Origin of the sequence: Streptomyces blastmyceticus (genome assembly GCF_039521185.1) — a bacterium.
In the GTDB taxonomy this organism is placed as follows: domain Bacteria; phylum Actinomycetota; class Actinomycetes; order Streptomycetales; family Streptomycetaceae; genus Streptomyces; species Streptomyces blastmyceticus.
Genome location: NZ_BAAABW010000018.1, coordinates 1 through 26,346, shown reverse-complemented (window position 1 = coordinate 26,346; position 26,346 = coordinate 1). Strand labels below are relative to the sequence as shown.

At 71.2% G+C, this 26,346-nt stretch carries 25 protein-coding genes; 11 read left to right on the top strand and 14 right to left on the bottom strand.

Annotated elements, in window-relative coordinates; translation table 11 throughout:
- Positions 1-24 precede the first annotated feature (24 nt).
- Genes ABD269_RS17260 through ABD269_RS17250 form a run of 3 tightly spaced genes read right to left on the bottom strand, consistent with a single transcriptional unit; the run spans position 25 to position 4,355 of the window.
- Positions 25-1,185, bottom strand: coding sequence for a MalY/PatB family protein (locus ABD269_RS17260; protein ID WP_344118731.1), 1,161 nt, complete (start codon positions 1,183-1,185; stop codon positions 25-27).
- A 48-nt stretch (positions 1,186-1,233) separates the two neighbouring features.
- Positions 1,234-3,615 (bottom strand): glycoside hydrolase family 65 protein, encoded by a 2,382-nt coding sequence (locus tag ABD269_RS17255; RefSeq protein WP_344118729.1) that lies wholly within the window; start codon positions 3,613-3,615, stop codon positions 1,234-1,236.
- The gene (locus ABD269_RS17250) at positions 3,612-4,355 is read right to left on the bottom strand and encodes an HAD family hydrolase (RefSeq protein ID WP_344118726.1); all 744 of its coding nucleotides are present in this window, start codon (positions 4,353-4,355) and stop codon (positions 3,612-3,614) included. The genes ABD269_RS17255 and ABD269_RS17250 overlap by 4 nt, the downstream gene beginning before the upstream one ends.
- Before the next feature lie 109 nt (positions 4,356-4,464).
- On the opposite strand from ABD269_RS17250, the gene ABD269_RS17245 reads away from it, so the two are divergent.
- Together ABD269_RS17245 and ABD269_RS17240 are read left to right on the top strand one after the other, a co-directional pair.
- Positions 4,465-4,974: a hypothetical protein gene (locus ABD269_RS17245; protein ID WP_344118724.1), complete on the top strand. Its 510-nt coding sequence runs from the start codon at positions 4,465-4,467 to the stop codon at positions 4,972-4,974.
- Between the two features lie 127 nt (positions 4,975-5,101).
- A complete protein-coding gene (locus tag ABD269_RS17240; protein WP_344118721.1) occupies positions 5,102-5,569 on the top strand; it encodes a hemerythrin domain-containing protein in 468 nt (155 codons plus the stop codon).
- A gap of 36 nt (positions 5,570-5,605) precedes the next feature.
- On the opposite strand, the gene ABD269_RS17235 is transcribed toward ABD269_RS17240, so the two are convergent.
- The gene (locus tag ABD269_RS17235) at positions 5,606-7,354 is read right to left on the bottom strand and encodes a glycosyl hydrolase family 18 protein (RefSeq protein WP_344118719.1); all 1,749 of its coding nucleotides are present in this window, start codon (positions 7,352-7,354) and stop codon (positions 5,606-5,608) included.
- Positions 7,355-7,498: 144 nt separating this feature from the next.
- Entirely contained in the window at positions 7,499-7,918 is a 420-nt protein-coding gene (locus ABD269_RS17230; protein WP_344118717.1) for a hypothetical protein, read from the bottom strand.
- Positions 7,919-8,216: 298 nt separating this feature from the next.
- Between ABD269_RS17230 and ABD269_RS17225 the strand changes: the two genes are divergently transcribed.
- From ABD269_RS17225 to ABD269_RS17210, 4 genes are all read left to right on the top strand, one after another.
- Entirely contained in the window at positions 8,217-8,798 is a 582-nt protein-coding gene (locus ABD269_RS17225; protein ID WP_116210331.1) for a TerD family protein, read from the top strand.
- A 205-nt stretch (positions 8,799-9,003) separates the two neighbouring features.
- Positions 9,004-9,531, top strand: a complete 528-nt coding sequence (locus ABD269_RS17220) for a DUF6542 domain-containing protein (RefSeq protein ID WP_301889718.1) — start codon at positions 9,004-9,006, stop codon at positions 9,529-9,531.
- Complete coding sequence (locus ABD269_RS17215) at positions 9,524-11,089, top strand: LCP family protein (RefSeq protein WP_344118712.1); 1,566 nt, start codon at positions 9,524-9,526, stop codon at positions 11,087-11,089. The genes ABD269_RS17220 and ABD269_RS17215 overlap by 8 nt, the downstream gene beginning before the upstream one ends.
- A gap of 104 nt (positions 11,090-11,193) precedes the next feature.
- Entirely contained in the window at positions 11,194-11,844 is a 651-nt protein-coding gene (locus tag ABD269_RS17210; protein WP_425572912.1) for a transglycosylase SLT domain-containing protein, read from the top strand.
- A 55-nt stretch (positions 11,845-11,899) separates the two neighbouring features.
- Here the strand turns inward: ABD269_RS17210 and ABD269_RS17205 are convergent, their stop codons facing one another.
- A complete protein-coding gene (locus ABD269_RS17205; protein WP_344118710.1) occupies positions 11,900-13,546 on the bottom strand; it encodes a M4 family metallopeptidase in 1,647 nt (548 codons plus the stop codon).
- Between the two features lie 431 nt (positions 13,547-13,977).
- Between ABD269_RS17205 and ABD269_RS17200 the strand changes: the two genes are divergently transcribed.
- From ABD269_RS17200 to ABD269_RS17190, 3 genes are all read left to right on the top strand, one after another.
- Positions 13,978-14,379 (top strand): hypothetical protein, encoded by a 402-nt coding sequence (locus ABD269_RS17200; protein ID WP_301889724.1) that lies wholly within the window; start codon positions 13,978-13,980, stop codon positions 14,377-14,379.
- Positions 14,380-14,570: 191 nt separating this feature from the next.
- Positions 14,571-16,190, top strand: a complete 1,620-nt coding sequence (locus ABD269_RS17195; protein ID WP_344118706.1) for a M48 family metalloprotease — start codon at positions 14,571-14,573, stop codon at positions 16,188-16,190.
- 49 nt (positions 16,191-16,239) lie between these two features.
- Positions 16,240-17,322 carry a hypothetical protein gene (locus ABD269_RS17190; protein WP_344118704.1) on the top strand — a complete coding sequence of 361 codons (1,083 nt, stop codon included), beginning with the start codon at positions 16,240-16,242 and terminating at the stop codon, positions 17,320-17,322.
- Between the two features lie 63 nt (positions 17,323-17,385).
- On the opposite strand, the gene ABD269_RS17185 is transcribed toward ABD269_RS17190, so the two are convergent.
- The 7 genes from ABD269_RS17185 to ABD269_RS17155 form a co-directional block, all read right to left on the bottom strand.
- Positions 17,386-18,543: a ferritin-like domain-containing protein gene (locus ABD269_RS17185; RefSeq protein ID WP_344118701.1), complete on the bottom strand. Its 1,158-nt coding sequence runs from the start codon at positions 18,541-18,543 to the stop codon at positions 17,386-17,388.
- Entirely contained in the window at positions 18,540-20,525 is a 1,986-nt protein-coding gene (locus ABD269_RS17180; RefSeq protein WP_344118699.1) for a GMC family oxidoreductase, read from the bottom strand. Before ABD269_RS17180 ends, ABD269_RS17185 begins: the two co-directional genes overlap by 4 nt.
- Positions 20,522-20,989, bottom strand: a complete 468-nt coding sequence (locus ABD269_RS17175; protein WP_344118697.1) for a hypothetical protein — start codon at positions 20,987-20,989, stop codon at positions 20,522-20,524. Before ABD269_RS17175 ends, ABD269_RS17180 begins: the two co-directional genes overlap by 4 nt.
- Positions 20,990-21,153: 164 nt before the next feature.
- Positions 21,154-21,867, bottom strand: coding sequence for a L,D-transpeptidase (locus ABD269_RS17170; protein ID WP_344118695.1), 714 nt, complete (start codon positions 21,865-21,867; stop codon positions 21,154-21,156).
- Positions 21,868-21,986: 119 nt separating this feature from the next.
- Positions 21,987-22,628: a hypothetical protein gene (locus ABD269_RS17165; RefSeq protein WP_344118693.1), complete on the bottom strand. Its 642-nt coding sequence runs from the start codon at positions 22,626-22,628 to the stop codon at positions 21,987-21,989.
- Positions 22,629-22,805: 177 nt separating this feature from the next.
- Positions 22,806-23,393, bottom strand: a complete 588-nt coding sequence (locus ABD269_RS17160) for a sugar O-acetyltransferase (protein ID WP_344118691.1) — start codon at positions 23,391-23,393, stop codon at positions 22,806-22,808.
- A gap of 152 nt (positions 23,394-23,545) precedes the next feature.
- On the bottom strand, positions 23,546-23,875 hold the full coding sequence (locus ABD269_RS17155; RefSeq protein WP_301894583.1) for a putative quinol monooxygenase: 330 nt from the start codon (positions 23,873-23,875) through the stop codon (positions 23,546-23,548).
- Between ABD269_RS17155 and ABD269_RS17150 the strand changes: the two genes are divergently transcribed.
- Complete coding sequence (locus ABD269_RS17150) at positions 23,865-24,032, top strand: hypothetical protein (protein ID WP_344118689.1); 168 nt, start codon at positions 23,865-23,867, stop codon at positions 24,030-24,032. The genes ABD269_RS17155 and ABD269_RS17150 overlap by 11 nt on opposite strands.
- 16 nt (positions 24,033-24,048) lie before the next feature.
- Here the strand turns inward: ABD269_RS17150 and ABD269_RS17145 are convergent, their stop codons facing one another.
- The gene (locus ABD269_RS17145) at positions 24,049-24,867 is read right to left on the bottom strand and encodes an ATP nucleotide 3'-pyrophosphokinase (RefSeq protein WP_344118687.1); all 819 of its coding nucleotides are present in this window, start codon (positions 24,865-24,867) and stop codon (positions 24,049-24,051) included.
- A gap of 330 nt (positions 24,868-25,197) precedes the next feature.
- Between ABD269_RS17145 and ABD269_RS17140 the strand changes: the two genes are divergently transcribed.
- A partial coding sequence (locus tag ABD269_RS17140) for a glycosyltransferase family 2 protein (protein ID WP_344118685.1) occupies positions 25,198-26,346 on the top strand: 1,149 nt, incomplete at its 3' end.

The window sequence follows — 26,346 nt, the reverse complement described above, 5'->3', positions numbered from 1 at the left end:
CACGTCGATACACGGCAGTTGATGTCAGGCCACTGCCTGCCGCATCCTGTCGACCGCCTCCGTGAGCAGCTCCGGCGACGTCGCGAAGTTCAGCCGCACATGCCCCGAACCCCCCGTGCCGAAGGGCACGCCGCTGGTGAGCGCCACCCGGCCGCGCTCCAGGAAGACCGAGGCCGCGGTGTCCCCGAGGCCGAGCGCGCGGCAGTCCAGCCACGCCAGGTACGTCGCCTGTGGCGGCGCGTACCCCACCGTGGGCAACTGCCGCGCGAGCAGGCCGGCGAGCAGCCGCCGGTTCTCGTCAAGCCCGGTCAGCACGGCGTCCAGCCAGTCGCCGCCGTGCCGCAGCGCGGCCGCGTGCGCGATGACGCCGAGGTGGCTCGGGCCGTGGCTCACCTCCCCGGGCAGCCGCGCGAGATCGGCGGCTGCCCCCGGGCCCGCCACGGCCAGCGCCGCCTTCAGCCCGGCCAGGTGCCACGCCTTGGAGGCCGACATCACGCAGAAGGCGCTCTCCGCGCCCGGGACCGACAGATACGGCACGAACCGCGCGCCGGGCAGCACGAGCGGCGCGTGGATCTCGTCGGCCACGACCCGTACGCCGTGACCGGCCGTCAACTCGGCCACCGCCGCGAGCTCCTGCGCGGTGTGCACCGTCCCCGTCGGGTTGTGCGGGCTGCACAGCAGATACGCGGCCCGCCGCCCACCCGCCACGGCCTCCCGGCACGCCGACTCCAGCGTGGCCGGGTCGATCCGGCCCGCCTCGTCCAGCGGCGCCTCCACGATCCGCCGGTCCATGTGCTCCACGAAGGCGTAGAACGGCGGATAGACGGGGGAGTTCGCCACCACGGCGTCCCCGGGCGCGGTGATCAGCTTGAGGATCTCCACGATGCCGAGCATCACGTCCGGCACGATCGCCGTGCGTTCCGCCACCACGCCCTCCCAGCCCCAGCGCTCGCGCGCGAAGACGTCCAGCGCCCGCGCGTACTCCGTGCCGCCCGCATAGCCGGTGTCGCCCCGCTCCATCGCCCGCGTCACCGCGCGCACCACCGACTCGGCGACCGGGGTGTCCATCTCGGCGACCCACAGGGGCAGGACGTCCGACGGATAGGCCGTCCACTTCGTGCTCGTACGCAGCCTCAGCTCCTCCAGGGAGAGCCGGCGCAGCGGGTTTATCTCGTCAGCAGCCATGGCAACCATTGTGCGCATGATCGTCAACCCGCCCCAGGGGGCGGCGGATCAGCCCATGCGCTCGCCCTCGACCCGTGTCGCCGCCCAGCCGCGGTGCGCCGGGCGACGGCCGGGCGGCTGCGCCGGTTCTGGCCTGTCGGGCGTCGCCGGCACCTTCCTGACCACCGGGTGCTGCCCCGTCACCGTCAGCCGCTCCGTGTAATGGTCGACCTCCAGCCGGTCGCCCTCCGCGAGGGAGTAGGTGACGGTCTCCCCGGTGATCTCGACCCGCAGCCGGCAGCGCAGCACCTGCACCGTGAAGGCCAGCCGCCCCAGCTGCTCGGGCAGCTTCGGCGCGAAGGAGACCGTGCCGTCGCAGTGCCGCATCCCGCCGAACCCGGCCACCAGCGCGATCCAGGTGCCCGCCAGCGACGCGATGTGGACCCCGTCCCGGGTGTTGCTCTCCAGGTCGGAGAGGTCCATCATCGCCGCCTCGCCGAGATAGTCGTACGCCAGCCGCAGATGGCCCACCTCGGCCGCCATCACCGCCTGGACGCACGAGGACAGCGACGAGTCCCGCACGGTCAGCGGGTCGTAGTACGCGAAGTTCCGCGCCTTCTCCTCGTCCGTGAACGCGTCACCGCGCAGATACATGGCCAGCACCAGATCGGCCTGCTTGATCACCTGCTTGCGGTAGATGTCGAAGTACGGGAAGTTCAGCATCAGCGGGTACTGGTCCGGGCGCGTCCCCGCGAAGTCCCACTGCTGGTGGCTGGTGAAGTCGGCGGACTGCTCATGGACCCCGAGCGTCTCGTTGTACGGCAGCGTCATCCGTGCCGCCGCGTCCCGCCAGGCCGCCGTCTCCTCGTCGTCCACCCCGAACGCCGCCGAGAGATCAGGGTGCCGCTCCGCCGCGTCCGCCGCCTCCCGTAGGTTCTGCTGTGCCATCAGATTGGTGTAGACGTTGTCGTCGGCGATCGCGCTGTACTCGTCGGGACCCGTCACCCCGTCGATGTGGAACTGCCCCTGGTGGTCGTGGTGCCCCAGCGAACGCCACAGCCGGGCCGTCTGCACCAGCAGCTCCAGCCCCACCTCCCGCTCGAAGGTCTCGTCACCGGTCGCCGCGAGATAGCGCACGACGGCGTCCGCGATGTCCGCGTTCACATGGAACGCCGCCGTGCCCGCCGGCCAGTAGGCCGAGCACTCGTCGCCGTTGATGCTCCGCCAGGGGAACGCCGCCCCCTCCAGACCCAGCGTCCGCGCCCGGTTGAGCGCCGCGGGCAGCGTGGCGTGCCGCCACCGCAGCGGCTGCGCCGCCGCGAGCGGCACCGTGCCCGTCAGCACCGGCAGCACGAAGGTCTCGGTGTCCCAGAAGCTGTGCCCGTCGTACCCCGGACCCGTCAGGCCCTTCGCCGCGATCGCCCGGCTCTCCGCCCGCGCCCCCGCCTGCAGCACGTGGAACAGCGCGAACCGCACCGCCTGCTGGATCTCCGCGTCCCCGTCCACCTCGACGTCGGCCCGGTCCCAGAAGTCGTCCAGATACGCCCGCTGTTCGTCGCACAGCCCCTGCCAGCCCGTGCTGGTCGCACCCGCCAGCGCCGCGTCCACCTGGTCGTGCATCGCGGGCAGCGACCGCGCGCCCGACCAGCCGTACGCCACCGTCTTCTCCAGCCGCAGCCGCTGACCGGGCTTCAGCACCGTCGTCACCGTGAACCGGGCCAGGTCGTCGCTGCTCTGCGAATACATCCGGGTCTCGTCCGGGCCGTCCACCGTGTGGACCGCGGCCGTCGCCACCCGCAGCCCGCTGCGCACGGTCCGGTGCACCAGCCGCAGCGTGGCCCCTTCCGCGCTGTGCTCCTCGGGGACCAGCGGCGACTCCAGCACCGCCGCGACCCGGGGGTCGCCACCCGCCTCGGGCAGCTGCTCATTGGCGACCAGCTCCGACTGGAGCACGATCCGGGTCTCCTCGTCGACCGCCTCCACCTCGTAGCAGACCGCCGCGACCGCCCGCTGGGTGAAGGAGACCAGCCGGGTCGAGTACACCCGCACGGTCCGCCCGGACGGGGACGTCCACTCGGTCGTACGGCGCAGCACGCCCGCCCGGAAGTCGAGCAGCCGCTCGTGCCGGATGAGCCGGCCGTAGCGCAGGTCGAACGGCTCGTCGTCGACGAGGAGCCGGATCACCTTGCCGTTGGTGACGTCGATGACGGTCTGGCCGGACTCCGGATAGCCGTAGCCGGCCTCGGCGTAGGGCAGCGGCCGCAGCTCGTGCACCCCGTTGAGATACGAGCCGGGCAGGCCGTGCGGCTCGCCCTCGTCCAGGTTGCCGCGCCAGCCGATGTGCCCGTTGGCGAGGGCAAACACCGACTCGCTCTGCGGCAGCACCTCCAGATTGAGCTCGGTCTCCCGCAGACACCAGGGTTCGACCGCATACGCCGGATGGGTGATCACGGGGCGCCTCCCAGCAGCTGGTCCAGGTCCTGCACGACCACGTCGGCGCCGTGGCTGCGCAGCGCGTCGGCCTGGCCGACCCGGTCCACGCCGACGACGCATCCGAACCTGCCCGCCCGTCCCGCGTCCATGCCCGCCAGGGCGTCCTCGAAGACCGCCGACCGCCCCGGTTCCACGCCCAGGTCGTGGGCCGCGGCGAGGAAGGTGTCCGGGTGCGGCTTGCCCGGCAGGCCCCGTTCCGCGGCGACCAGGCCGTCGATGCGGACCTCGAAGAGGTCGTCGATGCCGGCCGCGATCAGCACGTCGTGGCAGTTGGCGCTGGAGGAGACCACCGCACGGCGCAGTCCGGCGGCGCGCACGGCGTGCACGTAGCGCACGGAGCCTTCGTACGCCTCGACGCCCAGCTCCTTGATCTTCTGGAGGACGAGCGCGTTCTTGCGGTTCCCGAGCCCCTGCACGGTGTCCCGCTCCGGCGGGTCGTCCTTGCCGCCCTCGGGCAGCTCGATGCCCCGCGAGGCGAGGAAGGACCGCACGCCGTCGGCCCTCGGCATCCCGTCCACGTACTCGTCGTAGTCCTTGACCGCGTCGAACGGCCGGAACCCCGCCCCGTCGCGGGCCAGCAGGAACGCGTCGAACGTCTCTTTCCACGCGGCGGCGTGCACCGTCGCCGTGCGCGTGAGGACGCCGTCGAGGTCGAACAGACAGGCGCGTATGCCGGAAGGAAGTCCGAGGCTCGTCACCCGGCCATGATGCCTCGTCCCCGGCCGGACCGCAGGGCTTGCGGACCGTCTGCTGCACGACCGTGCAGGGCCGTGCGGAGCGCACGGGTCCGCACCGTAAAGTGATCAAATGACCCAAGCCGTTGACGCCGTCGAGGCCGCCGCGATCGCCCTGGGCCAGGGCGCCTGGAACCCTGTGGGCGAGGAACAGGCCATGGGCGGCATGTTCCTCTCCCACCGTGACGCCCTGGAGCCGCGCCGGCTCCCGGACATGCCCGCGAGCCGCGACCCGCAGGGCTGGGTGTCCCAGCACGTGCTGTGGCTGGAGGACGCGGCCGCCCTCGCCGCCTCCGTGCGCGACCGGTGGTACGCCCACCTGCCCACGAGCCATATGACCGCGCTGATCTCCGCCTACGCCGACCAGGCGGCCGTCGCGGTGCCGCTCGCGGACCGGCTGCGGGCGACCTGGGACGCGGAGCGGCCCGACTCCCTCTCCCAGGAACAGGTCATCTGGTGGGAGCAGTGGCACGTGCCGGCCGCGGAGCGGCAGCAGCTCGACGCGGTGACGCACCGTCTGATCGTGATCGGCTCGGTCGTGGTGGCGGCCGTCACGGGCGCGTGGAGCGGCGGCCGGTCCTGAACCAGGCCCTTCGCCCCCCGGCCGTCGGAGGCGGACGCCCACCCGGAGCGATTTCGGGAAGCGCGCGGGCGTGAGAATATGTCGAAAAGATGCGATATGCGGCACGTGTGATCCGAAGGGACGGCCGATGGCACGCACCGACATCCTCACCGAGCTCGAGACCGACCACCGGGTGATCGAGGCGCTGTTCAACTCGATCCACCGGACCCGCCTCGAGGATGTGCGCCGTGAGGACCTCCTGGAGGAGGTGGCCACCGCGCTCGCACGGCACTCGGCGGCCGAGGAGGAGTACCTCTACCCGGCGGTACGCGAACAGCTCGCCGAGGGCGACACCTTCGTGGACAAGGAGCACGGCGGCCAGGAGCGCCTGACCGCCATGCTCCGGGGGCTGGAGTCCAGCACGGTGTACGAGCCGGGCTTCGACGCGCGGGTCCGCGCGCTGGAACGCGAGGTCGGCCAGCACGTCCGGCACGAGGAGCGCGACGTCTTCCCCATGCTGCGGCACGCCTGCCCCCTGGAGATGCTCCGCCGCCTCGGCGAGCAGGTCAGGGAGGGCAGGCACGGGTCGCTGCGCGGGCCGGCGGGAGAGAGCTGAGGCCCGGAATTCCGCAAGCCCCGGGGCGGCCGGACGTCAGGTGAGCGTGAAGTCGTCGGCGTAGACGTCGCCCTGGCCGTACCAGCCGTGGACGTACACCGTCACCTTCCCCGACGCGTCGGTCGTGAACGGCACCGACAGCCGCGTCCACGTGCCCGCCGACACCCACTGGCTCGCCGTGGCCCCGCCGCCGACCCCGATGTACGCGTAACCGCCCTGCACCCAACCGGTCAGCGTGTGCGCCGTGTTGGGGGCGAGCGTCACCGTCTGCTCGCACTGCCCCGTCCGGTCCGCGGCCGGTGCCACCTTCAGGGCGTGCCCGCCCCCGTGCACCGGCGAGCCGACCACCGCGCTGCCCGGCTGGCACGACCACGGGCTCGCGGCGCCCGTCTCGAAGTCGCCGTTGACGAGCGGGCCCGTGCTGCCGGAGCCGGTGACGGTCAGGGTGTACGTGGCGGTGTGCGCACCCGACGGCGCGGAGCCCCGGACCGTGATCGGGTAGGTGCCGGGCGCGGCCGACGCGGTGGTGGCCACCGCCAGCCGCGCGGAGCCGCCCGCCGTCACCGAGGAGGGGGTGAGCGACACGCTCACCCCCGAGGGCGCGCCGTCGGCCGACAGGTTCACGCTCTGCGCGGACCCGGCGGCCACCGCGGTGTTCACCGTCGCGCCCGCCGAGCCGCCCGGGGGCACGGATGCGGAGGCGGGGGAGAGGGACAGCGAGAAGTCGGGCGAGGTGGGTGAGCCGCCGCCGGTGAAGGGCGCGAAGGCGTGGCTGAAGTACCACGTGTCCTGCGCGATCCCCGAGCAGGAGTCGGAGCCCTTGGTGCCCGGGCAGCCGCCGTTGTCGCGCTGGAGCGCCCAGAAGGAAAGGGTGTTGACGCCCTGGGCGACCGCCCAGTCGTAGACCTTGGCGGCGTCCTGGGTGCCGAAGGTCTCGGCCGGGCCGTAGTCGTCGATGCCCGGCATCTCGGTGACGCCGGTCATGGCCCAGAGTTCGGCGGAGGACTTCGCGGGATACAGCCCGGCCAGCTGTCCGTGCAGCCCCTCGGCGGCGGTCCTGGTGTCGGCGGCCATGTCGTGACTCGCGCCGTCGTAGTAGTCGAACGTCATGATGTTGACGACGTCGACGCGGGCGCCGTTGGCCACCGCGCTGCGCAGGACGGCGAGCCCGCTGTCGGCCAGGCCGTGGGTGGTCGTGGGCAGCGTGTACGAGAACTGCACCGTGCGTCCGGTGCCCGCCGCCCAGTCCTGCACCAGCTTGATCGCCTGGTTGCGGCGGTCGATGCCCGCGCTGTTCGTCAGTGAGTTGTCCTCGATGTCGAGGTCGAGGCGGGACACCCCGTAGGTGGTGACGACGTTCTCGTACGCGGCGGCGATCTTCGCGACGTCCGTGCAGCTGTCGGCGAGTTCGGTGCCCGTGTTGTCGGCGGCGTAGCCGCCGAAGGACGGGATGACGTCGCCGCCGTTGCCGCGGATGGTGGTGATGTCGGAGCCGAAGACGGACTGCGAGACGGGCTTGCCGGTGTCGCCGTTCCAATAGGGCGTGCAGGAGCCCTTCGCCTCGGTCTGGAGGAAGGCCATGGTCAGGAATTTCGCGCCCGACTGCGCGGACAGCGCGGCGGGGCTCTCCGAGCTGTAGGTCTCGAAGTAGGGCGCGAAGACGTGGGCGGGCAGGGGGGTCGCCGCGGCGTGCGCCGTGCCGCCGGCGCCCAGGGCGAGCCCGGCGGCGGCGGTCACGGTGGCGAAGGCGGTCAGAAGGGTCCGAAGAGGGCGGGGTCGTCTCAACTGATGCTCCCGGTGGGCCGGTCGTGCGTGACGGGTGGGGGACCGGTTGCGCGGTGAACATCGTTGGACTGGACCAGAGTTGCGTCAAGGGTTCGGACGGGACCTCCGTCGCTCGTAGGGGCGACGCCTGCCGGGCACGGGCGGTCAGCGCACGGGAACGGTCGTGACGGGTGAGCTCCGCAGCTCCTCCGGGTGGGAGTCGTCCCGCTCGCTCAGGCCGTACAGCACGCCGCGCAGTTGGAGGACGCCGCCGTGCCTCGGCCGGACGTCCGCCGCCACCCTGGCCCCGGCGCCCGAGGTCATCACCGCGCCGCACCCCGCGGTGTGCCACGCGCCGTGGTCGCCGTCGCGCTCCTGGACGCACGCGCGCAGGAAGCGGGCCGCGTCGTCGTCACCCTTCCCGCTGATGTGCACGAGCCGGCCGGTGCGTACGGGATGCGTGGGTACGGTGATGTCCATCGCGCCCTTGGCGAAGGCCGGGGCCGCGGTGAGCGCGAGCACGGCGGCTCCGAGGAATCCGGCCGCGGCAGCATACGGAATTCGGCGTTTCATATCGAGTGTCATGTCCCACCTCTCCAGCAATTCGCTCTTCCACGCCGGGCCCTTTCCGGGTGTGCCGCCGTGAACTCGGCAGAGAAGACGGCCCGTTGCGGGAGGGCGTTGTGCCCTTTTCCGTCACTGTCGGGTAACGGTGGTGGGCGGGGCGTCATGGAGACGCTACGGGTCGGCGGGACCCGCCGCCCGGCGCGGTGGCGTGTGGCAGACTACAGTTTCGTAGTTGCGCAATAACTGAAATGACCGGTGCCGCGCGGCCGCTCGCGCCGTGCCGCCGGTGGAACGACCTAGTGTGTGGAGGTAATTCATGGGTGTGACCTTGGCCAAGGGCGGCAACGTCTCCTTGAGCAAGGAGGCTCCGGGGCTGACGGCCGTCGCGGTCGGCCTGGGCTGGCAGGCGCGCACCACCACCGGCGCCGATTACGACCTCGACGCGAGCGCGCTGCTGTGCGGCGAGTCGGGGAAGGTCATTTCCGACCGGCATTTCGTTTTCTTCAACAATCTCGCCAGCCCCGACGGTTCCGTGCAGCACACCGGTGACGAATTGACCGGCGGCACGGGCAGCAGCGACGACGAGACCATTCATGTGGACCTGGCGCGCGTTCCCGCGGAGATCACCAAAATCGTCTTCCCGGTCTCCATCTACGAGGCCGACATCCGGGGCCAGGCCTTCGGCCAGGTGCGGGGCGCCTATATCCGGGTGGTCAACCGCGCGGACGACCGCGAACTGGCGCGCTACGACCTGACCGAGGACGCCTCGACCGAGACCGCGATGATTTTCGGCGAGCTCTACCGCCACGCTTCCGAGTGGAAGTTCCGCGCCGTCGGCCAGGGTTACGCCTCCGGCCTGCGCGGCATCGCGACGGACTTCGGCGTCAACGTCGGCTGACGCGCGGCACCGGCCGGGAGGCCGTACGGGCGGACGCGTGCCCGTACGGCCTCGCGCCGTCGGCGCATTTCCGGTACACCCATCCTGTTGTCGGAGTCCCCGACCACGCTCGGGTGACCTCTGACCAACACTTGCTATATTGCGCAATTGAGCAAGTAAAGTGGCTGTCGCCCGCGGCGGCTGCCTGAACCGATGGGGAGCGCGCATGGCCGGCAGGCGAACCGAGACCCTGGGGGAGGAGGCGGGACGCCGCGGCGGGCGGTCCCGCACCGCGCCCCATGCGTCGGCCCGGGTGCCGGACCCCAGATCCGCGCGCACCCCGGCGCGCAACACCCGCGCCCGCACCCGCGACAGCCGCCCCCTGCTGCTCGGCGCGGGAGCCCTGCTGGTGGTGGGCGCCGTCGCCGACGAGGCCCGCGGCACCGGGCTGGGCTGGGTCTTCGCCCTCGCCGCCGCCGCTTCCGCCGTCCTCGCCGCCCTCGCCTGCTCCCACGGCCTGACCTGGTGGGCCTTCGCCCTGCCCCCGTGGGCCATCGCCGTGGTGGGTCTCACCGCCCAGCTCCTCGCGGACTCGTCCGCCAAGGGCGGCAACACGGCGACCACCATGACCACGGCACTGCACTGGGCCATCGACACCTTCCCCGCCATGGCGGCCGCCGAGACCTCGGCGCTCGCGGTGCTCATCTTCCGTACCGTACGGTCCAGGCGATACAGGAGGGCCGTCCATGCGTGACCGACACCGTTCCGCCGACCGGGCGCAGGCCCGGCGCGACCCCCGCGGCCGGAGCCGCGCCGGCCGCCCCGTCCGGGCGGCGGCCGCCGCCCGGATCGCGGTCTGCGTCACCTCGGCGGCCGTCATGCTCACCAGCGGCGTCGGCTGGTTCGCCTACCACTGGGTGAACAACGGCCTCATCACCTCCAGCGCGCTGGACGCCCTGCGCAAGGGCGCGCCGCCGAAGCTGGACGACTCGGTGAACCTCCTGCTGATCGGCCTGGACAGCCGCAAGGACATGGACGGCAACGACCTCCCCAAGGAGTTCGTCCAGCAGGAACTGCACGCCGGCTCCAGCGGCATCGGCGGTTACAACACCAACACGCTGATCCTGATGCACATCCCGGCTGACGGCGGCAAGGTCACCGCCTTCTCCATCCCGCGCGACGACTACGTCGAGATCGCGGGCGGCCGCGGGGAGCACAAGATCAAGGAGGCGTACGGCATCGCCAAGGCGGAGGCCGAGGACAAGCTCACCGCCCAGGGGATCAAGGGCGCCGAGCTCGAACACCGCGGGCGGGAGGCCGGGCGGGAGGCCACCCTGGCCACCGTGCAGCAGTTCCTCGGTGTGCCGATCGACCACTTCGCCGAGGTCAACCTGCTCGGCTTCTACGACATCGCCAAGGTGGTGCAGCCGGTCCAGGTGTGCCTGAAGAAGCCCGTGCGCGACCGGTACTCCGGCGCGGATTTCCCCGCCGGCCTGCAGGATCTGAACGCCCGGCAGGCCCTGGCCTTCGTGCGGCAGCGGCACGGCCTGACCGGCGGCGACCTCGACCGCACCCACCGTCAGCAGGCCTTCATCTCCTCCGTGACGCACAAACTCAAGTCCCAGGGCGTGTGGAGCGACCTCGGCAAGCTCCAGGGGCTGTTCGACGTCGTCAAGAAGGACGTCGTCATCGACGACCGCTGGAACATCCTGGACTTCGCCCGGCAGGCCCCCAACCTCACCGGTGGCAACGCCGAGTTCCACACTCTCCCGATCGCCGGATTCGCCACCCGTAAGGGGGAGGACGTCAACCTGGTGGACCCGGTGAAGGTGAGATCCCTCGTTCAGGCGATGATCGGCCGCCAGGCACCCACGCCGGACGAACCGTCCGCGCCCGCCCGGAGCGCCGCCCCCGCGGACGCGGCCTCGACCACCGTGGACGTGCGCAACGCCTCCGGCATCGTGGGCGCCGCCGCGACCGAGTCCAAGTCCCTGACCGCCCTGGGCTACCGCACGGGCCAGGTCGCCAACGCGCCGGCCTCCCGTACGACGACCGTCGTGTACGGCAAGGGGGCCGAGGAAGCCGGCCGGCGGATCGCCGCCTCGCACGGGGTGAGCGCGGTCCCGGGCGCGGCCGTTCCGGCCGGACACGTCGTCGTGACCCTCGGCGTCGGCTTCACGACGTCGGCCCCGCCGCCCCCGTCGCCCCACCCCTCCGGGGGCGACGCGAAGCCGGCCGCGCCCTCGCCCGTGCCGTCGGACGCCTTCCAGGGCGATGCCGTCAAGATGGGCGGCGTGCCCTGCGTCGACTGACGGCGCGCCCCGGCGCGGACGGCGGTCGCGTCGCGGCCGGGGGGCCAGGGGACAATCGACGGGGACGGCCACCCAGGAGCGGTGGCGCGGCGGAAGGAGCGAGCGTGCGGCACCCCTGGAAGCGACGGGCAGGCCTCGTCGCCGTGACCACCGTGACGGTCGTCGCGGCGGTGGCCTGCGGCGGGCACGGACCGGCCGCGGACCCCACGCGCGCCCCGTCCGCGGCCGCCGGCACGCCCGCCCCGGGCGCGTCGAAGGCCACCGGCACACAGGACGTCGCGCAGTGGGCCCCGCAGGTCACCGCGTACGCCGAGAAGGCGGCCGTCGACCCCCGGCTGCTGATGGCGATCCTGTACAACGAGTCCTACAAGCCGCACGACCCCGACCTGGAGCGCGCCTGGCAGCGGCTCAAGCCGGACTCCGCCTTCGGCATAGCGAACATGCACAAGGCGGCGTTCGACGACACGAAGCCCGGCCGCTTCGCCGACCGGGACTGGCAGGAGCTGCCGGACGACCCGAAGCTGGCCGTCGAGGCCGCCGCGTGGTACCTCCACGACCTGGCCGCCCAGCTGCCGTCCTCGTCGTCCGGCACGTACACCAGGAACGAACTGCTGGCCCTGGGCTACAACGCCGGTGCCGGGAACATGCTGGCGTTCGCGCGGGGCGCCAAGCCCGGCTCGATGGCACAGTCCTATCTGGACCGCCTGCACCAGAACTGGGACAAGGCGGGCGAGGCCGTCGGCAAGCGGGGATGACGGCGAGCCGCCGGACCCGCGTCCGGCGACTCACCGTCATATGGCCGCCGGTGCGTCAGTTGACGTTGACCGCGGTCCAGGTGGCGGCGACCGCCTGATACTCGCTGCCGTTGGTGCCGTACAGGTCACCGGCGGCCTGGAGCGTGGCCTGACGGGCGGCCGAGTAGTTGGTCGTCGATGTGAAGTACGTGGTCAGCGCCTTGTACCAGATGGCCAGGGCCTTGTCGCGGCCGATGCCCGTGAGGGTGGAGCCGTCGTAGGTCGGGCTGTCGTACGAGAAGCCGTTGATCGTCTTCGCGCCGCTGCCCTCGGACAGCAGGTAGAAGAAGTGGTTGGCGATGCCGGACGAGTAGTGCACGTCCACGTTGCCGGCGTCCGCGCTCCAGTAGTCCAGCGACGTGCCGTCCTTGCTGGGCTGGTCCATGTAGCGCAGCGGCTTGCCGTCGCCGTTGATGTTGATCTGCTCGCCGATGAGGTAGTTGGCGGGGGTCTTCGGGTTGTTGGCGAAGAACTCGACCCCGGTGCCCATGATGTCGCTGGTGGCCTCGTTGAGCCCGCCGGACTCGCCCGCGTACTCCAGACCCGCCGTCGCGGACGTCACGCCGTGCGACATCTCGTGGCCCGCCACGTCGAGCGCGGTCAGCGGGTTGTTGTTGCCCTGGCCGTCCCCGTACGTCATGCAGAAGCAGGAGTCGTCCCAGAAGGCGTTCACGTAGTTGTCGCCGTAGTGGACGCGGGAGGACGAGGCGACGCCGTCGTTGCGGATGCCGCTGCGGCCGAACGTCTGCTTGTAGAAGTCCCAGGTCTCCTGCGCGCCGTAGTGGGCGTCGACGCCGGCCGTCTGCCGGTTGCTCTGGGTGCCGTCGCCCCAGGTGTCGGAGGAGTTGGTGAAGAGCGTGCCGGTGCCGGAGGTGCCCTGGTTGAGGTCGGTCGTCCGGTGGCCGCCGCGCGTGTTGTCGAGCAGCTGGTAGGAGCTGCCGCTCCGGGTCGTCCCGATGGTGACCTGGCCGTTGTACTGGCCGGTGCCGGTGCCGGTCTCGATGCCGTCGAAGGAGTACAGCTTCTTGCCGGTGGTGGCGTCGGTGATGACGTGCAGCTGGCTGGGCGTGCCGTCCTTCTGGACGCCGCTGACGATCGACTCCCAGGCCAGGACCGGCTTTCCGGTCACGGCCCAGATCACCTTCCGCGCGCCGTTCGCCGCCGGCTTGGCGGTCTTGGCGTCCGAGGCCGCGCTCAGCGCGCTCTTCTGCGCCGTGGCCGCCGGCACCTTGGGGGTGGTGCTCGGCACGGCGATGCTGCGGGCGCTCGACGCCTTGGTGACGGTCTGCCGCTTGCCCTTGGCGTGGACGACCAAGTCGCCGCCGAGTACCGGCAGTCCGGCGTACGTGCGGTCGTAGCGGGTGTGCACGGTGCCGTCGGCGTCCTTGACGACATCCTTGACGACGAGCCGCTCCTGCGCGCCGAGGCCCAGGGAGCGGGCGGTGGCCGTGCTGCTGCCCTGGGCGGCGGTTATGAGGGCGGAGCGCTGGGCCGTGGAGAGGGGGGCGAGGGGGGCGAGGTGGGCGCCGGACGCGTCCACGTGGTCGGCGGCCGGGGCCGCTCCGGCCGTGCCGGCCTGGACGCCCGCGGCCACCAGGGCGGCGAGGGCGATGATGGTGGCGCTGCTCCTGACGCGGCGCGAAGAGTGGGGGGTCGATCTCACACGGACTCCTTCTGCCTGGCCGCTGGTGGCGGCCCGCTGGGCGACGGCACGGATGTGCCGCCGGTGGTGCGTGGAGGTGAACGGCGCTCACCGATGTGCGCTCTGTTCGAACCGAGGCGAGCGTGCCACCGAATCCGCGAACTTGGCAGGTTCACGGCGAAGAGTTGGCCGTGAGTTGACCGATGGGCGAATCTCCGCGTCCGATATCCGGAAAGTGGCGCCCGTGGGCGGGTGTTCACCCCGACGCGAGGCCGTCGCCCCGCGCCCGGCTCGCCCGTGCGGGTGATATCTCGGCACCCGGTGACGCCGGACAGCGGCCCCCGTGCCGCGGCGCGCGACCATTTCCCGGGTGGGGGTTCGTGACGATCGGCCCCAGCCCAGACCGTTTCCCCTTGCGTGGAGGTGCCGTGTACACCACCGAGCCAGTCGCCATGTCACTTCATCCGTCGTCCCAGGAGGACCAGCTGGCCGAGGACTACGCCAGCCTCCTCGGCACCGTCTCCCGCATCGACCAGGCCGTGCGCGACGGCGCCTGGGACGGTGTGCGCGACGAGCTCGACCAGCTCATCAGCGCGGCCGAGGACATGTGGGCCACCCTTTCCGAGACGGATGACGACGACGGGGACGGCGACCGCTACCAGGCGCCCGTGACCATCTCCGCCGACCCCGCGACGGTCCGCCGGCTGGTCGCCCTCTACGCCGAGCCCCACAGCGTCGGCCGGCTCCTGCACCCCGCGCCGTCCGACCTCCGGGCCGAAGGTGCCGGCGGCCCGGAAGCCGCACTCCTCGACGAGGACTTCCTGGACGAGGAGCTGCCCTCCGCCGCGCCCTGACCGGCGCACCCCCGCCGGCCTCCGCCGCGGCCTTCCGCCAGGGCCCGGTGGAAGGCCGCACCCACCCCTCCGCTCCGGAGCTCTTCGGAGCGGATTTTTCTATCTCTTTGCCTAGTTGAACTTACATACGCCATACTTGGGCTCCCCCCACCCATTTCGACCATCTCCACCTGTGTGAGGGCCCCTGCCCAATGGGCGTTTCCCTGCGCGCGCTGCGCGCTCTCGTACTGCTCGCCGGTTTCTATCTGCTGGGCCTCTTCGTGCTCGGCGTCTTCGCCGGACTCGGCTTCGCCACCTATCAGTGGACGTCGTCCGTCATCGCGCTGAAGCTCTGCATCGTTCTCGGCCTTCTCGCCATTCCCGTTGTGCGCGGCATGTTCATGCTCCGTACGCCCAAGGACGACGGCGAGAGCGGGCTGACCGTCACCGAGGCGCAGCAGCCCCTGCTGTGGTCCACCGTGCGCGAGGTGGCCGAGGCGGCGGGCACCCGGCCGCCCGACGAACTCGTGCTCACCGGCGACGTCAACGCCGCCGTCTCCGAGAACGCCCGGCTGCTCGGGCTGCTGCCCGGACGGCGCCGCCTGTATATCGGCGTACCCCTGATGACGGGGCTCACCGAGATTCAGCTGCGCGCCGTTCTCGCCCATGAATTCGGTCACTACGGCAATGCCGACACCCGCGTCTCCGCCATCACCCTGCGCGGCCGCCACAGCGTCGCCCGCACTGTGAACGCCTTCATGGAAAGGGCCGAGAACCGGGTCGACAAGGAACGCGCCCGGCAGGAGAAAGCCGCCGGAAAGGCCCTGCGCAAGGGCCGCGAGGCCAAGGAAGTGGACACCCGCGGCGTCGGGTTCGGCTACCGCCTGATGGCCCGGCCCTTCATCGCCTACGGCTCGTTCTATCTGCGCGCCACCCAGAGCGCGGGCCGTCGGCAGGAACTCGCCGCCGACCGGACGGCCGCACGCATCGCGGGCCGCGACGCCGCCGCCTCCGCACTCCGCGAGGTCGCCGTGCTCGGCGCCGCCCACGACTGCTACCTCGGCGACTACGCCTCCGCGGGCGCCCCGGCGGGACTGCTGCCGCCGCACGGCCAGTTCTACGGAGGTCTGCGCCATCTCCTCGCCGAGCCCGGCCGGCAGAGCGAGCTGGACGGCATGCGGTGCGACCTGCCCGAGACCGAGGCGTCCCCGTACGACGCGCACCCGCCGGTCACCGAGCGGATCCGCCTGCTCCAGGCCCTCCCGGACGACGGCCGCGCCACCCGCACGCCCGAACGACACGCCCTGGCACTGCTGCACGACCCCGAGCGGGTGTACGCCGACCTCGAAACGACCACGTTCGCCCCGGAGGCCCTGGCCATGCGCCGCGCGCAGTGGCCCGAGCTCATCCACTACGGCAGGCGCGCCCGATACGAGGAGGAGGCCGGACCGCTGCGGCGCGCGGCCGCCGACGCCACGGGCGGCGCCCCCACCCTCCGCGCGCTCCTGGACGCCGCCGACGCCGGAGCCCTGTGGCGGATCGCCGAGCGGCTCCCCAAGTCGGAGGCGGCGGGCCGGGCGAGCGGCCGGGCCGCCCGCGAGTTCGTACGCCCCTCACTGCGGCGCGGCCTGGCACGGCTCCTGGTCCTGGAACTCGTCGACGCCCGGCTGGCCTGGTGGGAACTGTCCTGGGCCGACCCGGCGCGGCTGCACCTGCCGGAGGGCTACGAGGAGCTGATCCCTGCCGCGCTCGACGCCGCCGTCGCCGACTCCCCGGACACGGCGCCCCTGCGCGCGCTCCTGCCGCAGCCGTCCGCCCCTTCTCCTCAGTAACTCCCTTTCCGGCTCCCTTCCGGCTTCACACGAAACGAGCGCACCACCTGTGGCACGACTGCTGCCCCTCATCGTCATCGCCGTCTGGATCTTCTTCTGGTTCCGCTCCAAGAAGCGGGCGGCGGCCCGGCCCGACCGGGCGGCCGAGGTGAAAGCCGCCCCGGCCACCGGGCTCTCCAAGGAGGCCGCCGCGCTGGGCCTCCTCCCGGAGGGCGCGCAGAACACCGAGCGGTCGATGCCCGACCCCGAACTCGACTCCTTGCGCGCCTCCGTCGCGCAAGGGGCGTGGGAGCCCGCGGCACACTTCCTCGCCGTCACCGGCCGGGACTGGGAACGCCGGTCCGCGGCCATCATCGGCCTCGCCGACGCCGCGGCCGAGGAGGACGCCTGGCTGACCGCCTGGGAGACCGCCCGCCCCGGCGACCCGGACGCCGCGGCCGTCCGCGCGAAGTCCACCGTCTTCCTCGCCTGGCGGCTCAGGGGCAGCCACGCGGCGAAGCACACCGGCCGGGAGCAGTTCGAAGGCTTCCACCGGGTGCTGAGGCGGTCCCGCGACGACATCGCGCGCGCCGCCGAGCTCAACCCCGAGGACCCCTCGCCGTACATCACCGAGATCTGGACCGGCCTCGGTCTCGGCTACCCGCACGAGCAGATGCACGAACTGTGGGCGCAGATCACCGCCCGCGCGCCCTTCCACTACGAGGCGCACTACAGTGCCCTGCAGTACTGGTGCGCGAAGTGGCGCGGCTCCGAGGAACTGGCCCGTGACTTCGCCGAGCGCGCCGCGGCCGGAGCCCCGGCCGGGAGCCTGCTCCCGGCCCTGCGCCTCGTCGCCCTCTACGAGCACCAGGAATACCCCCTGCGGGTCAGGCAGTACCGCACGCCCGAGGCCAGGGCCATGGTCGACGCCGTACTCGCCGATCTGCCGGCCGTCCCTCCGACCCACCCGCGGCTCGCCGAGGTCCGCCACCTGGTGGCGTTCTTCCTGGTGCAGCAGCAGCGGTACGCGGAGGCGCTGGAGCAGTTCCGCCGGGTGGACGGCCATGCGGGAGCGGAGCCCTGGAGCCGCTTCGGGGACACGGCGGAGCTCTACTGCCGCTTCCGCGAACGCGCGGTCCAGGGCGCGAGCTGAGGATCGCCGGACGGGCTTCGAGGGCGAGCCCGTCCGGCAGTAGCGGTTCGGGGGAGCCTTCGGTCACGGGGCGCCCAAGTGCCCACCGCGCGCCCGCGCGAAGTGCTCGTCCGTGACCTCGTATGTCGCGCTCGCGTGCAGACCCCGCTGCCGCCGCGCCGGATCGGGATGTGGGTTGCGGGAGAGCCGCTCGGCCAGCTCGCGCAGCGCCAGCATCCCCGGCACGGCCCTGCCGAGGGTCTCCGGCTCCCCGGTGAACGCGTCTTCGAGGACGCACAGCAGCCGCGCATAACCCTCGTTGAACCGGTCGGCGGCCCGGCGCACCTCGCTCCCCGCCGGGAAGTCCGCCACCTTGGCCTCCGGGTCGATGGGATACGCCGCCGCCCAGTCCACGTCGAGGGCCGCCCCCGTGGGCCCGGAGGCGGGCGTGTCGTACGGCCCGTACTTCCGCTGCCGGAGGATCTCGTCGAACCGGAAGTAGTGCGCGGGCTCCCTGACCTCGCCGAAGATCCGGTCGTCGGTGTTGTAGACCGTGTGGTCCACGCCTTCGCCCTGCTCGGTGATGACCCGCAGGGCTTCCAGCGCGGAGGACAGATCCGCGACACGGAAGATCTCGCCGCCGGAGTTGTAGAAGTGCTCGGGGCCGACCTGCAGCCGGGGGTCGCCGCGGAAGAGCTCCGCCTCGCCCAGCTCCTCGGCCAGCCGGACCAGGCCCGCACCGATCGTGTTGTAGAACTGCCCGATCGAGGTCCAGCCGTCGTCGTCCGCGACCGAGGGGTGCCCGGGCGGCTCGGCCACGTACTCCGGGCGCTCGATGTGCAGGAACGTCTCCAGCGCCGCGACCCCGAAGTGCCGCAGCGCGACGGGGAAGCGGTCCTTGCTGTACGGCAGCCGGGCGGGGTATCCGGTGACGAAGCGCGAGTGGGCCACCCGGGGCCTGCCGTCGACCGCGTTGAGCACATTGGCGACGAGCGCCATGTGGAGCATCTCCTCCAGCACGACGGCCCGGACGGCATAGAAGGCGGGGCGGTTGGCGCCGGGGTGCAGGGTGTACATCGCCGTGAGGTAGGGCGGGATGGTGAGGTGTTCCAGAGCCAGCGCGGCCTGGAGGAAGAGATGCAGGTCGGCGCGGTCGCGCGGCACCCTGAACGGGGGCTCCTCGACCAGCGCGAGCTCACCAGCCACATCGGTGTGCCCGGCAGGCGGGCGGACGGTCGTCACGGTTGCCCCCCCGGGCTTCGGCGGTGGGTGACAGGGGTCCGCCCCGGTGCGGTGGCCGGTGCGGGGACCGCACCGCCGGAATAGGGCGCGGGGGCCGGAACGGCCCGTACGACCGCGGGCCGGTGCAGCTCCGTCAGATCGCGGTGGATCTGCCCACTGCTGCGCAGGGCGAGGGCCGCCAGCGTCAGCGACGGGTTGGAGGTGCCGACCGACGGCATGCTGCCGCAGCCCACCGCATAGAGGTTGGGATGCTCCCAGCAGCGCTGCCACGCGTCGACCACGGAGGTGTCGCGCGAGTCGCCCATGATGTGTGTGCCCGCTCCGTGCCCGGCGCCGTGGAAGACCCAGTCGCGGTCGGCGAAGCGGAAGTGGCCGGGGGAGAAGGGGCCGGGGCCGTACGCGGTGCGGTCGTCCGCGCCGAGCCGGGCGAAGATCCGGTCGGAGACGGTCTTCGCGGCGACCATCCCGCGCTTCACCCGGTCCGAGAGGTCGTAGGTGAGCACCGGCCGGGGGATGCCGAGCCGGTCGCGCCGGCCCGGGTCGACGGTGACCCGGTTGCGGTCCTCGGCGTCCTGCTCCAGCGCGAACTGGAGGGAGAACTGCCGGCCGATCCCGTCGCCCAGGGCGGCGCGCAGCGTGCTCCCGAACAGCGCCTTCCCGCGCGGCTGTCCGGAGTCGCCGGTGATGCCGAGCAGCCGGGCCACATCGCTGCCGGGGGCGCCGGTCGGCCAGCTCCACCCCCAGTTGCTGATCTCGATCCGGAACGGGGCGCGGTCCCGCCGGGCGCGGCCCGCGCGGAAGCTCTCCAGACCGGAGGTCGAGCCGGGACCGCGGAAGGGCCCCGTCGGCGCGCGCAGCAGCCCCCAGGTGAGCAGCACCGGATGGTCCATGAGATTGCGGCCCACCTGGCCGCTGCGCTCGGCCAGCCCGGAGAGCAGGAGCAGCTTGGCGTTCTCGACGGCGTGCGCGGCCAGGACGACGATGTCGGCCTCGGCGGTGTGAGTGGTGTGCGCGGGGGCGGCGGGGTCGTCGTAGGCCAGATACTCGACGCCGAGGACCCGGCCGTCGCCCCGCGTCAGGACGCGGCTGGCCACGGCGTGGGTGACGAGGGTGACCCGGCGGTCCCAGCGGGTCTGGGTCTTGAGCGGGGTGTATTTGGCCTGGACGGGGCAGATCGGCACGCAGGAGGCGTTGCCCACGCACCGCTCGCCGTAGTTGGGCAGCCCGGCCGCGCCCACCGGGCGGTAGCCGCGGCCCCCGTCGTACCGCGGGTCCGGAGTGCTGTTGCGGGCGTGCGGGGTGGTGACCACCCGCAGGACGGTGTCCGGCGCTCCCTGCGATTCCCGGACGGGGAACCCGTCGAGCTCGGCGGCGAGGAGGCGGTCGAGGTGGCTGCGGGGGATCTCCCGCATCGGATAGACATAGCCCTCGGGGAAGGGCAGCCCGATGGCCCCGGACTGCTCGGCGGCGTCGCCCGCGACCCCCAACTCCCGTTCGGCAGCGCGGTAGTGGGCTTCCAGGTCGGCGTATCCGATCGGCCAGTCCCTGCCGTATCCGTAGGCGCGGCGGACGGCGAAGTCCTCCGGGAGCATCCGCGGCGTCAGGCCGAGCCAGTGCAGGGTGGTGCCGCCCGTGGCGCGCAGATAGTCCGTGCCGTACGGCAGGGGGCCGTCCTGGAGGAAATAGCCGTGGGTGCGGTAGCCGCCGCCGGGCAGCCCCTCGACGTCGAGGAGATCGGGGGAGGGGGCGACGGGGTTGGGCCGGTAGGGCGAGTTGGGGACCTTGGCCGTCGCGGAGTAGAAGGTGTCGAGTGCGTCGAGGTGGCCGGGCCAGGTGCTCAGGGTGTCGGTGCCCGCCTCCAGGACGAGGACGCGCCAGCCCTGGTCGCCCAGTTGCTTGGCGACGAGCGTGCCGGCCAGCCCGGCGCCGACCACGATCACGTCGTACCGGCGGGTGCCCGGGTGCGGCGGCGTCGCCGTCATGAGGCACCGCCCCGCCCCGCACCGGCCCCGGCCGGCGCGCTCGCCCCGGGCGGTGGGTCGGCCCAGGTGCCGAAGCCGGGCGCCTTGGCGCCCGCGGGGTGGCCGTGGAAGGTCCGCCACACCAGGCCCTCCGTATACGCCTCGGGCGAGACCGCGAACGCGACGTTCGCCTGCTCCCGGCCCAGCGCGGCGTGGACGGGCCGGGAGAGCTGCGGCCAGACGCCCAGATACCACAGGTGCGTGATGGCGCGGGCGATGTCACGGGAGGTCTCGTCGACGAGCCGGTCAGGGTCGCCCCCGACGGACTCCAGGTCCGCCAGGAAGCGGCCGATCGCCTCGCGCCCGACCTGGTCGAGCGTCGTGTCGTGGTACAGCCGGACCATTCCGGTCGCGTGCAGATCGAAGGCGTCGAAGCCCGTCAGCCGGACGGAGAGGCCGACGAATCCTGTGAGTTCCGCTGTCATCCGCGACCACCCGTGTGTGAGGACTTGCCACCTTTCTAGCGGAGGGTCCGGTAAGCGGAGAAGGGGAATGAACTCACTTCACCCGTAAGGGTGTTCGCAGGGTGCAGGCTCAACGGTGCGGGCGGGCACGCACCGTCGAGCCCGTACGGGACGCCCGGACCGGCTCAGGTGCCGGGCTTCCGGCCGTAGACGAAGACGTTGTCGCCGTTGTGGAGCATGGACCAGTACTTCTTCGCGTCGCCTGTACGCATGTTGACGCAGCCGTGCGAGCCGGGCGGTGACCAGACGCTGCCGCCTATCGCGTGGAATGCCTGCCCGCCGTCGAAGAACTGGGCATAGGGCATGCGGACGTTGTAGAGAGTCGACCAGTGGTCGATCGAGCGCCAGTAGATCTTCTTCGCGCCCGTACGGGTCGCATAGCCGTCCCGCCCCGTCCGCACCGGCACCGGGCCGAACTTGACGGACTTGCCGTCCTGTATCCAGCTGATCTGGCGGGTGAGGTCGACGCAGGCGATGCGCCCCTTGTTCACCGGGCACTTCCCGGCCGCGTTGGGATCGCGCCGGGTGGTCTCCGCCTGCATGGCGGCCCACGTCACCGGGCCCGCGTAGCCGATGTTCGGGCTGATGCCGTTCTTGGTCTGGTAGTTCTGGATGGCCCGGCAGTCCGCTTCCGACTGGCGCCCGTCGACCGGTCTGCCCAGGAACTTCTCGACGTTCTTCTGATACGGCCCGGTCCGCGTCGTGCAGGCCGGCGTCGCCGCCTGCGCCGTGCCGCCGGCCGCGATCGCCAGGGGGGCCGCGATGCCCACCGCGCCGAGCAGGACACCCAGCCGGCGCGCGAGGACCGAGGTCGCTTTCCTCTTCGCTTCTGCACTCATAATAAGTATGACAACGCAGGCTGTTGAGGGGTTGCAGGCCGCGCCCCATGGGACGGAAAAGTCCAAGACTGCCGGAAGGGCCCGCCCGGGGCGTGGGCGGGCCCTTGTGTGCCGGACGGTCAGGAGATGGGGGCGCCGGTCGGGATGTTGCCGAGGGCGCCGGAGGGCACGCTGGCGATCTTGTTCCAGGCGAAGAAGTACTTGTCCATCGCGGCCGGACTCGTGATCCAGCGCTTCACGCCGTTGCTGATCAGGTAAACCTCGGGCGCGTTCGGGGACTTGCCGAGGATGGCGCCGTCGGACAGCTGCCCGCCGTCTTCGATATTGCCGATGTCGATGACGGACTGAATGCCGTCCCAGCTGCGGAACAGATTGTTGTAGGTCGCCGGGTTGGGGATCCAGCGGCGCTTGCCGTCGAGGACGAGATAGACGGCCGCGCCGTTCACGGCCTTGATGCGTTTGCCGTTGAGCTCCGGATGCGGCCGGGAGAGCCGGTTGTCCGACTGGTGAACGGCGGTGCCGCCGGAGGTGCTGCTCGCGGCCGCCGCCGCGGGCACGGCCGTGAGCACGGCCAGGGGGACGAGGGTGAAGCTCAGTGCAGCGAACCACGAGCGTCTCTTCACGGGTTCCTCCGCGGAATCGGGAAAGGCGGCAGAGATCCTTGATTCCGCAAGGATCTCCATCTCCTTTACGGCTGCTTCACATTCCACGGTGTGCGACATGATTGTCAATGCGCGGACCCGAGCCCGGAAAACGGTCATCGATTCTCCGCCAGGGGCGGTGGCGACAATTCCGCGGGCGCGCCGGCCGGCCTCCCCCGCTGCGTGGAGCCGGTCGGCGCGACGGGACCCGCCGACACCGACAACGGACTGTCCGGACCCCGGACGGCGGCGACATGGCCGGAATCCTCGGTCTCCGCTACGGGCGGGATCCCCGGCTCACCCGGACGCCGGCGGGGGCACGGCGTCACGGCCGTCCAGCGCCCGTACGACACGGGCCGGATTCCCGACCGCCAGCACACCCGCCGGAAGATCCCTGGTCACCACGGCCCCGGCCCCGACCACGGTGTTCTCACCGATGGTCACCCCGGGACAGACGATCACCCCGGCACCCAGCCAGACATTGTCGCCGACCACGATGGGCAGACCCCGCTCCCACCCGGCCCGCCGGCGCTCAGGGTCCAGCGCGTGGGTCGGCGTCACCAACTGCACGTTCGGACCGATCTGGACATCCGCGCCGATCGTGATGGGCGCGGCGTCGAGGAACACCGCACCGAAATTGACGAACGTATCGGCACCGATGCTGATGTACGAGCCGAAGTCGCAATGGAAAGGCGCTCGGATGCGCACCCTTTCCCCCAACGAACCGAGCAGTTGTCCAAGAATTTCCCGGCGCTCCGCCGGAGACCGCGCGGCCGTGTTGTAGGCGGCGCACAGCTCGGCCCGGTGCTCGGACTCCCTGCGCAGATCCTCATCGTCGGGGATGTACCAGTCCCCGGCCAGCATCCGCTCCTTGTTCTCGCCCATGCGAGCGTCCTCTCCTCGGATCGGCACACGTTTCCGGAGCGCCGGGGAGATCGTCAAGGCGTTTTGCCGCAGCGCACGGAAAAGGGCCGGTCGGCGGTGCTGACCACATCACCGCCGACCGGCCCCGGGTTCCGTCGGGCGCCGCGCGCCCGCTACACGTGGCGAGGCGTGAGCTCCGCCATCGCGGACCAGCCGCTGCCGGGCGCCTCGGTGCTGATGATCTGCGGGGTGGTGGCGATGGCATCGGCCATCTTGTCCATGGCGGCCTTGAAATGCAGCGAATTGACGTGCGCGTCACCGGCCTCGCGGGAGGCGAAGCCCTCGACCAGGACGAAGTGATTCGGGTTGTCGACACTGGTGGACCACTCGAAGAAGAGGTTGCCCGGCTCGTCGCGCGTCGCCCGGGTGAAATCGTCGACGAGCTCCAGCCAGTCCTTGGTGCGCTCGGGTCGTACGTTCATCTTCACGACGATGAAGATCATCGATGTCTCCTGCGGTCTCGTGCGGCAGGGCCGTGGATACGGCGCCGAAGGTGAGGGGCGGGCGGGGAAGCGCCCGTCGTCGTTGTCCACGGTGCGGCAGACGGCGGCGATTGCCGAAGCGGACACGGTCCCGATTCCGGCCCTGCCGGAAAATTGAGCCGAGCGGGATACCCCTACCCCGCGGCCGGCAGCGTCTGAGCCCCCACGGGCCGACGCGTGGCGGGGGCCGCGAGCCCCTCCGCGCCCTCGGGCACGGGCACCGACGTGAAGATCGCGTCCTGCTGCTCCTGGAGTTCCTTCGCGCGGGTGGGAGGAGTGCTGGGAAGCCGCTGCTCCTCATAGAGCTTGTGGGTCACTTCCTGCGCCCACTTGCTCGACGGGGTGTGGAACTGGACCTCGAAGACGTGCCCCGACCGGAGATCGCGCCAGGCGGAGTTGATCCCCTTGTAGCCGTTCTTGCGGCCCCAGGTGTTGGACCATTTGGTGCTGTCGTTGCCCCAGGTCGCCAGCATCGACGAGGCCGCGGCGACCCCCTTGGTGTACCGGCCGTCCGGCCATTCCAGGGTGTAGCGGATCGAGTCGCTGATCCTGGCGAGAGCCGCGTCGACCGTCTGACCGGGTTCGGCCTGCAGCGATGTGGCGACCTTGCGCTTGAGCGAGTCGGGTGACTTCAGCCGCTGGTCGAAGCCGATCAGGGTGGCGTGGCTGACCTGGGCGACCGCCTTCATCTCTGGGCTGATCGACTGCTCGGCCCGCTGGGCGCGGACGAGGAAGTCGTCGACCTTCCTGTTCTCCGCGGCGTCGAGCCACAGCCCGTCACCGTGCCAACCCTCGTCGTCCAGCTGGCGCCCGGCCTCGACCACCGTGCCGGAGGGCCCCGGATGGGACCCCGCCGCCCCCTGCGCGAAGGCGCCCGACACGGAGGCGGCACCGAGCGCGGCGGCCAGCGCGGCGGCGGCCGCGAAGCGGTTGAGAGTGCGGTTGATGATCATTCGTGTGCTTCGTCCTTGTCTCGGCGGGCGCCGCCCGCGCTCCCTGAAGCGCGGATCGAACGGCATGCGGCGAGAGGTACAACGCGGCAGGCGCCTCCGGGTAACCACGAAGTGGGGCTGTATGGGTGGTTTATGAGTGCGCAATGGGTGTGATGGTCATACAAATTACTTGATGGGTGGTTAGGTTTTTTGGGCTGGTTGTAGTGGTTGGTTCGGTGGGGGGAGTGGGTGGTGGTTGTGGTGGGTGGTGTGTGGGTGCCGGGGCCGGCGGGTGTGGTGTCGGGGGGTGGGGGTGTGGGTGGTGATGGGGGTGGCGAAGGTGATGGGGGTGTGGGTGTTGGTGGTGGTTATGACTATGTGGGTTTTAGTGAGTTGGCGGGGGTGGTGGTGGATCCGCCGGTGGGGGTGTTCCGGGTGGGGTTTCGGAGGTTGCGGGGTGGGGGTGGGGTGGGGGGTTTGTTGTTTTTGGTGTGTGGGGCGCCGTTGGTGTCGTTGGTTTTGTTGGTGTGGTTGTTGTGGCCGGTGCATTGGGTGGTGCGGGGTGGGTGGTTGGGGTGGGTGGATGGGTTGATGTTGGTGTCGGTGGGGTTGGTTGAGGTTTTTCGTGTGGTGAATGTGGTGTCGGTGGCGCATGCGTCGTGGGTGGCGCGGGATCCGGTGCCGGTGCGGGTGCAGCCGGGGTGGCGGGTGGCTTTTTGTACGAGTTTTGTGCCGGGGAAGGAGCCGTTGTCGATGGTGGAGGCGACGTTGGAGGGGGCGGTGCGGGTGGGGTATGAGGGGGTGGTGGATGTGTGGTTGCTGGATGAGGGTGATGATCCGGGGGCGCGGGCGTTGTGTGCGCGGTTGGGGGTGCGGCATTTTTCGCGTAAGGGGGTGGCGCGGTGGAATCGTCCGTCGGGTCGTTTTCGGGCGCGGACGAAGCATGGTAATTACAATGCGTGGTTGGATGCGCATGGTGATGGTTATGATTTTTTGGCGTGTGTGGATACGGATCATGTGCCGTTGCCGAATTTTTTGGAGCGGATGCTTGGGTATTTCCGGGATCCGGATGTGGCGTTTGTGGTGGGGCCGCAGGTGTATGGGAATTATGTGTCGGGGGTGACGAAGGGGGCGGAGTCGCAGCAGTTTTTGTTTCATGCGTTGGTGCAGCGGGCGGGGAATTGTTATGGGTCGGCGATGTTCGTGGGGACGTCGAATTGTGTGCGGATTAGTGTGTTGCGGCAGATCGGGGGGTTGTTTGATTCGATTACGGAGGATATGGCGACGGGGTTGGAGATTCATCGGCGGCGGAATCCGGTGACGGGTGGGCGGTGGCGTTCTGTGTATACGCCGGATGTGTTGGCGGTGGGGGAGGGGCCGTCGTCGTGGACGGATTTTTTTTCGCAGCAGTTGCGGTGGTCGCGGGGGACTTTCGAGACGTTGTTGTGTCAGTTCGGTGGGGCGGTGTGGGGGTTGTCGTGGGGGCGGTTGTGGAATTAT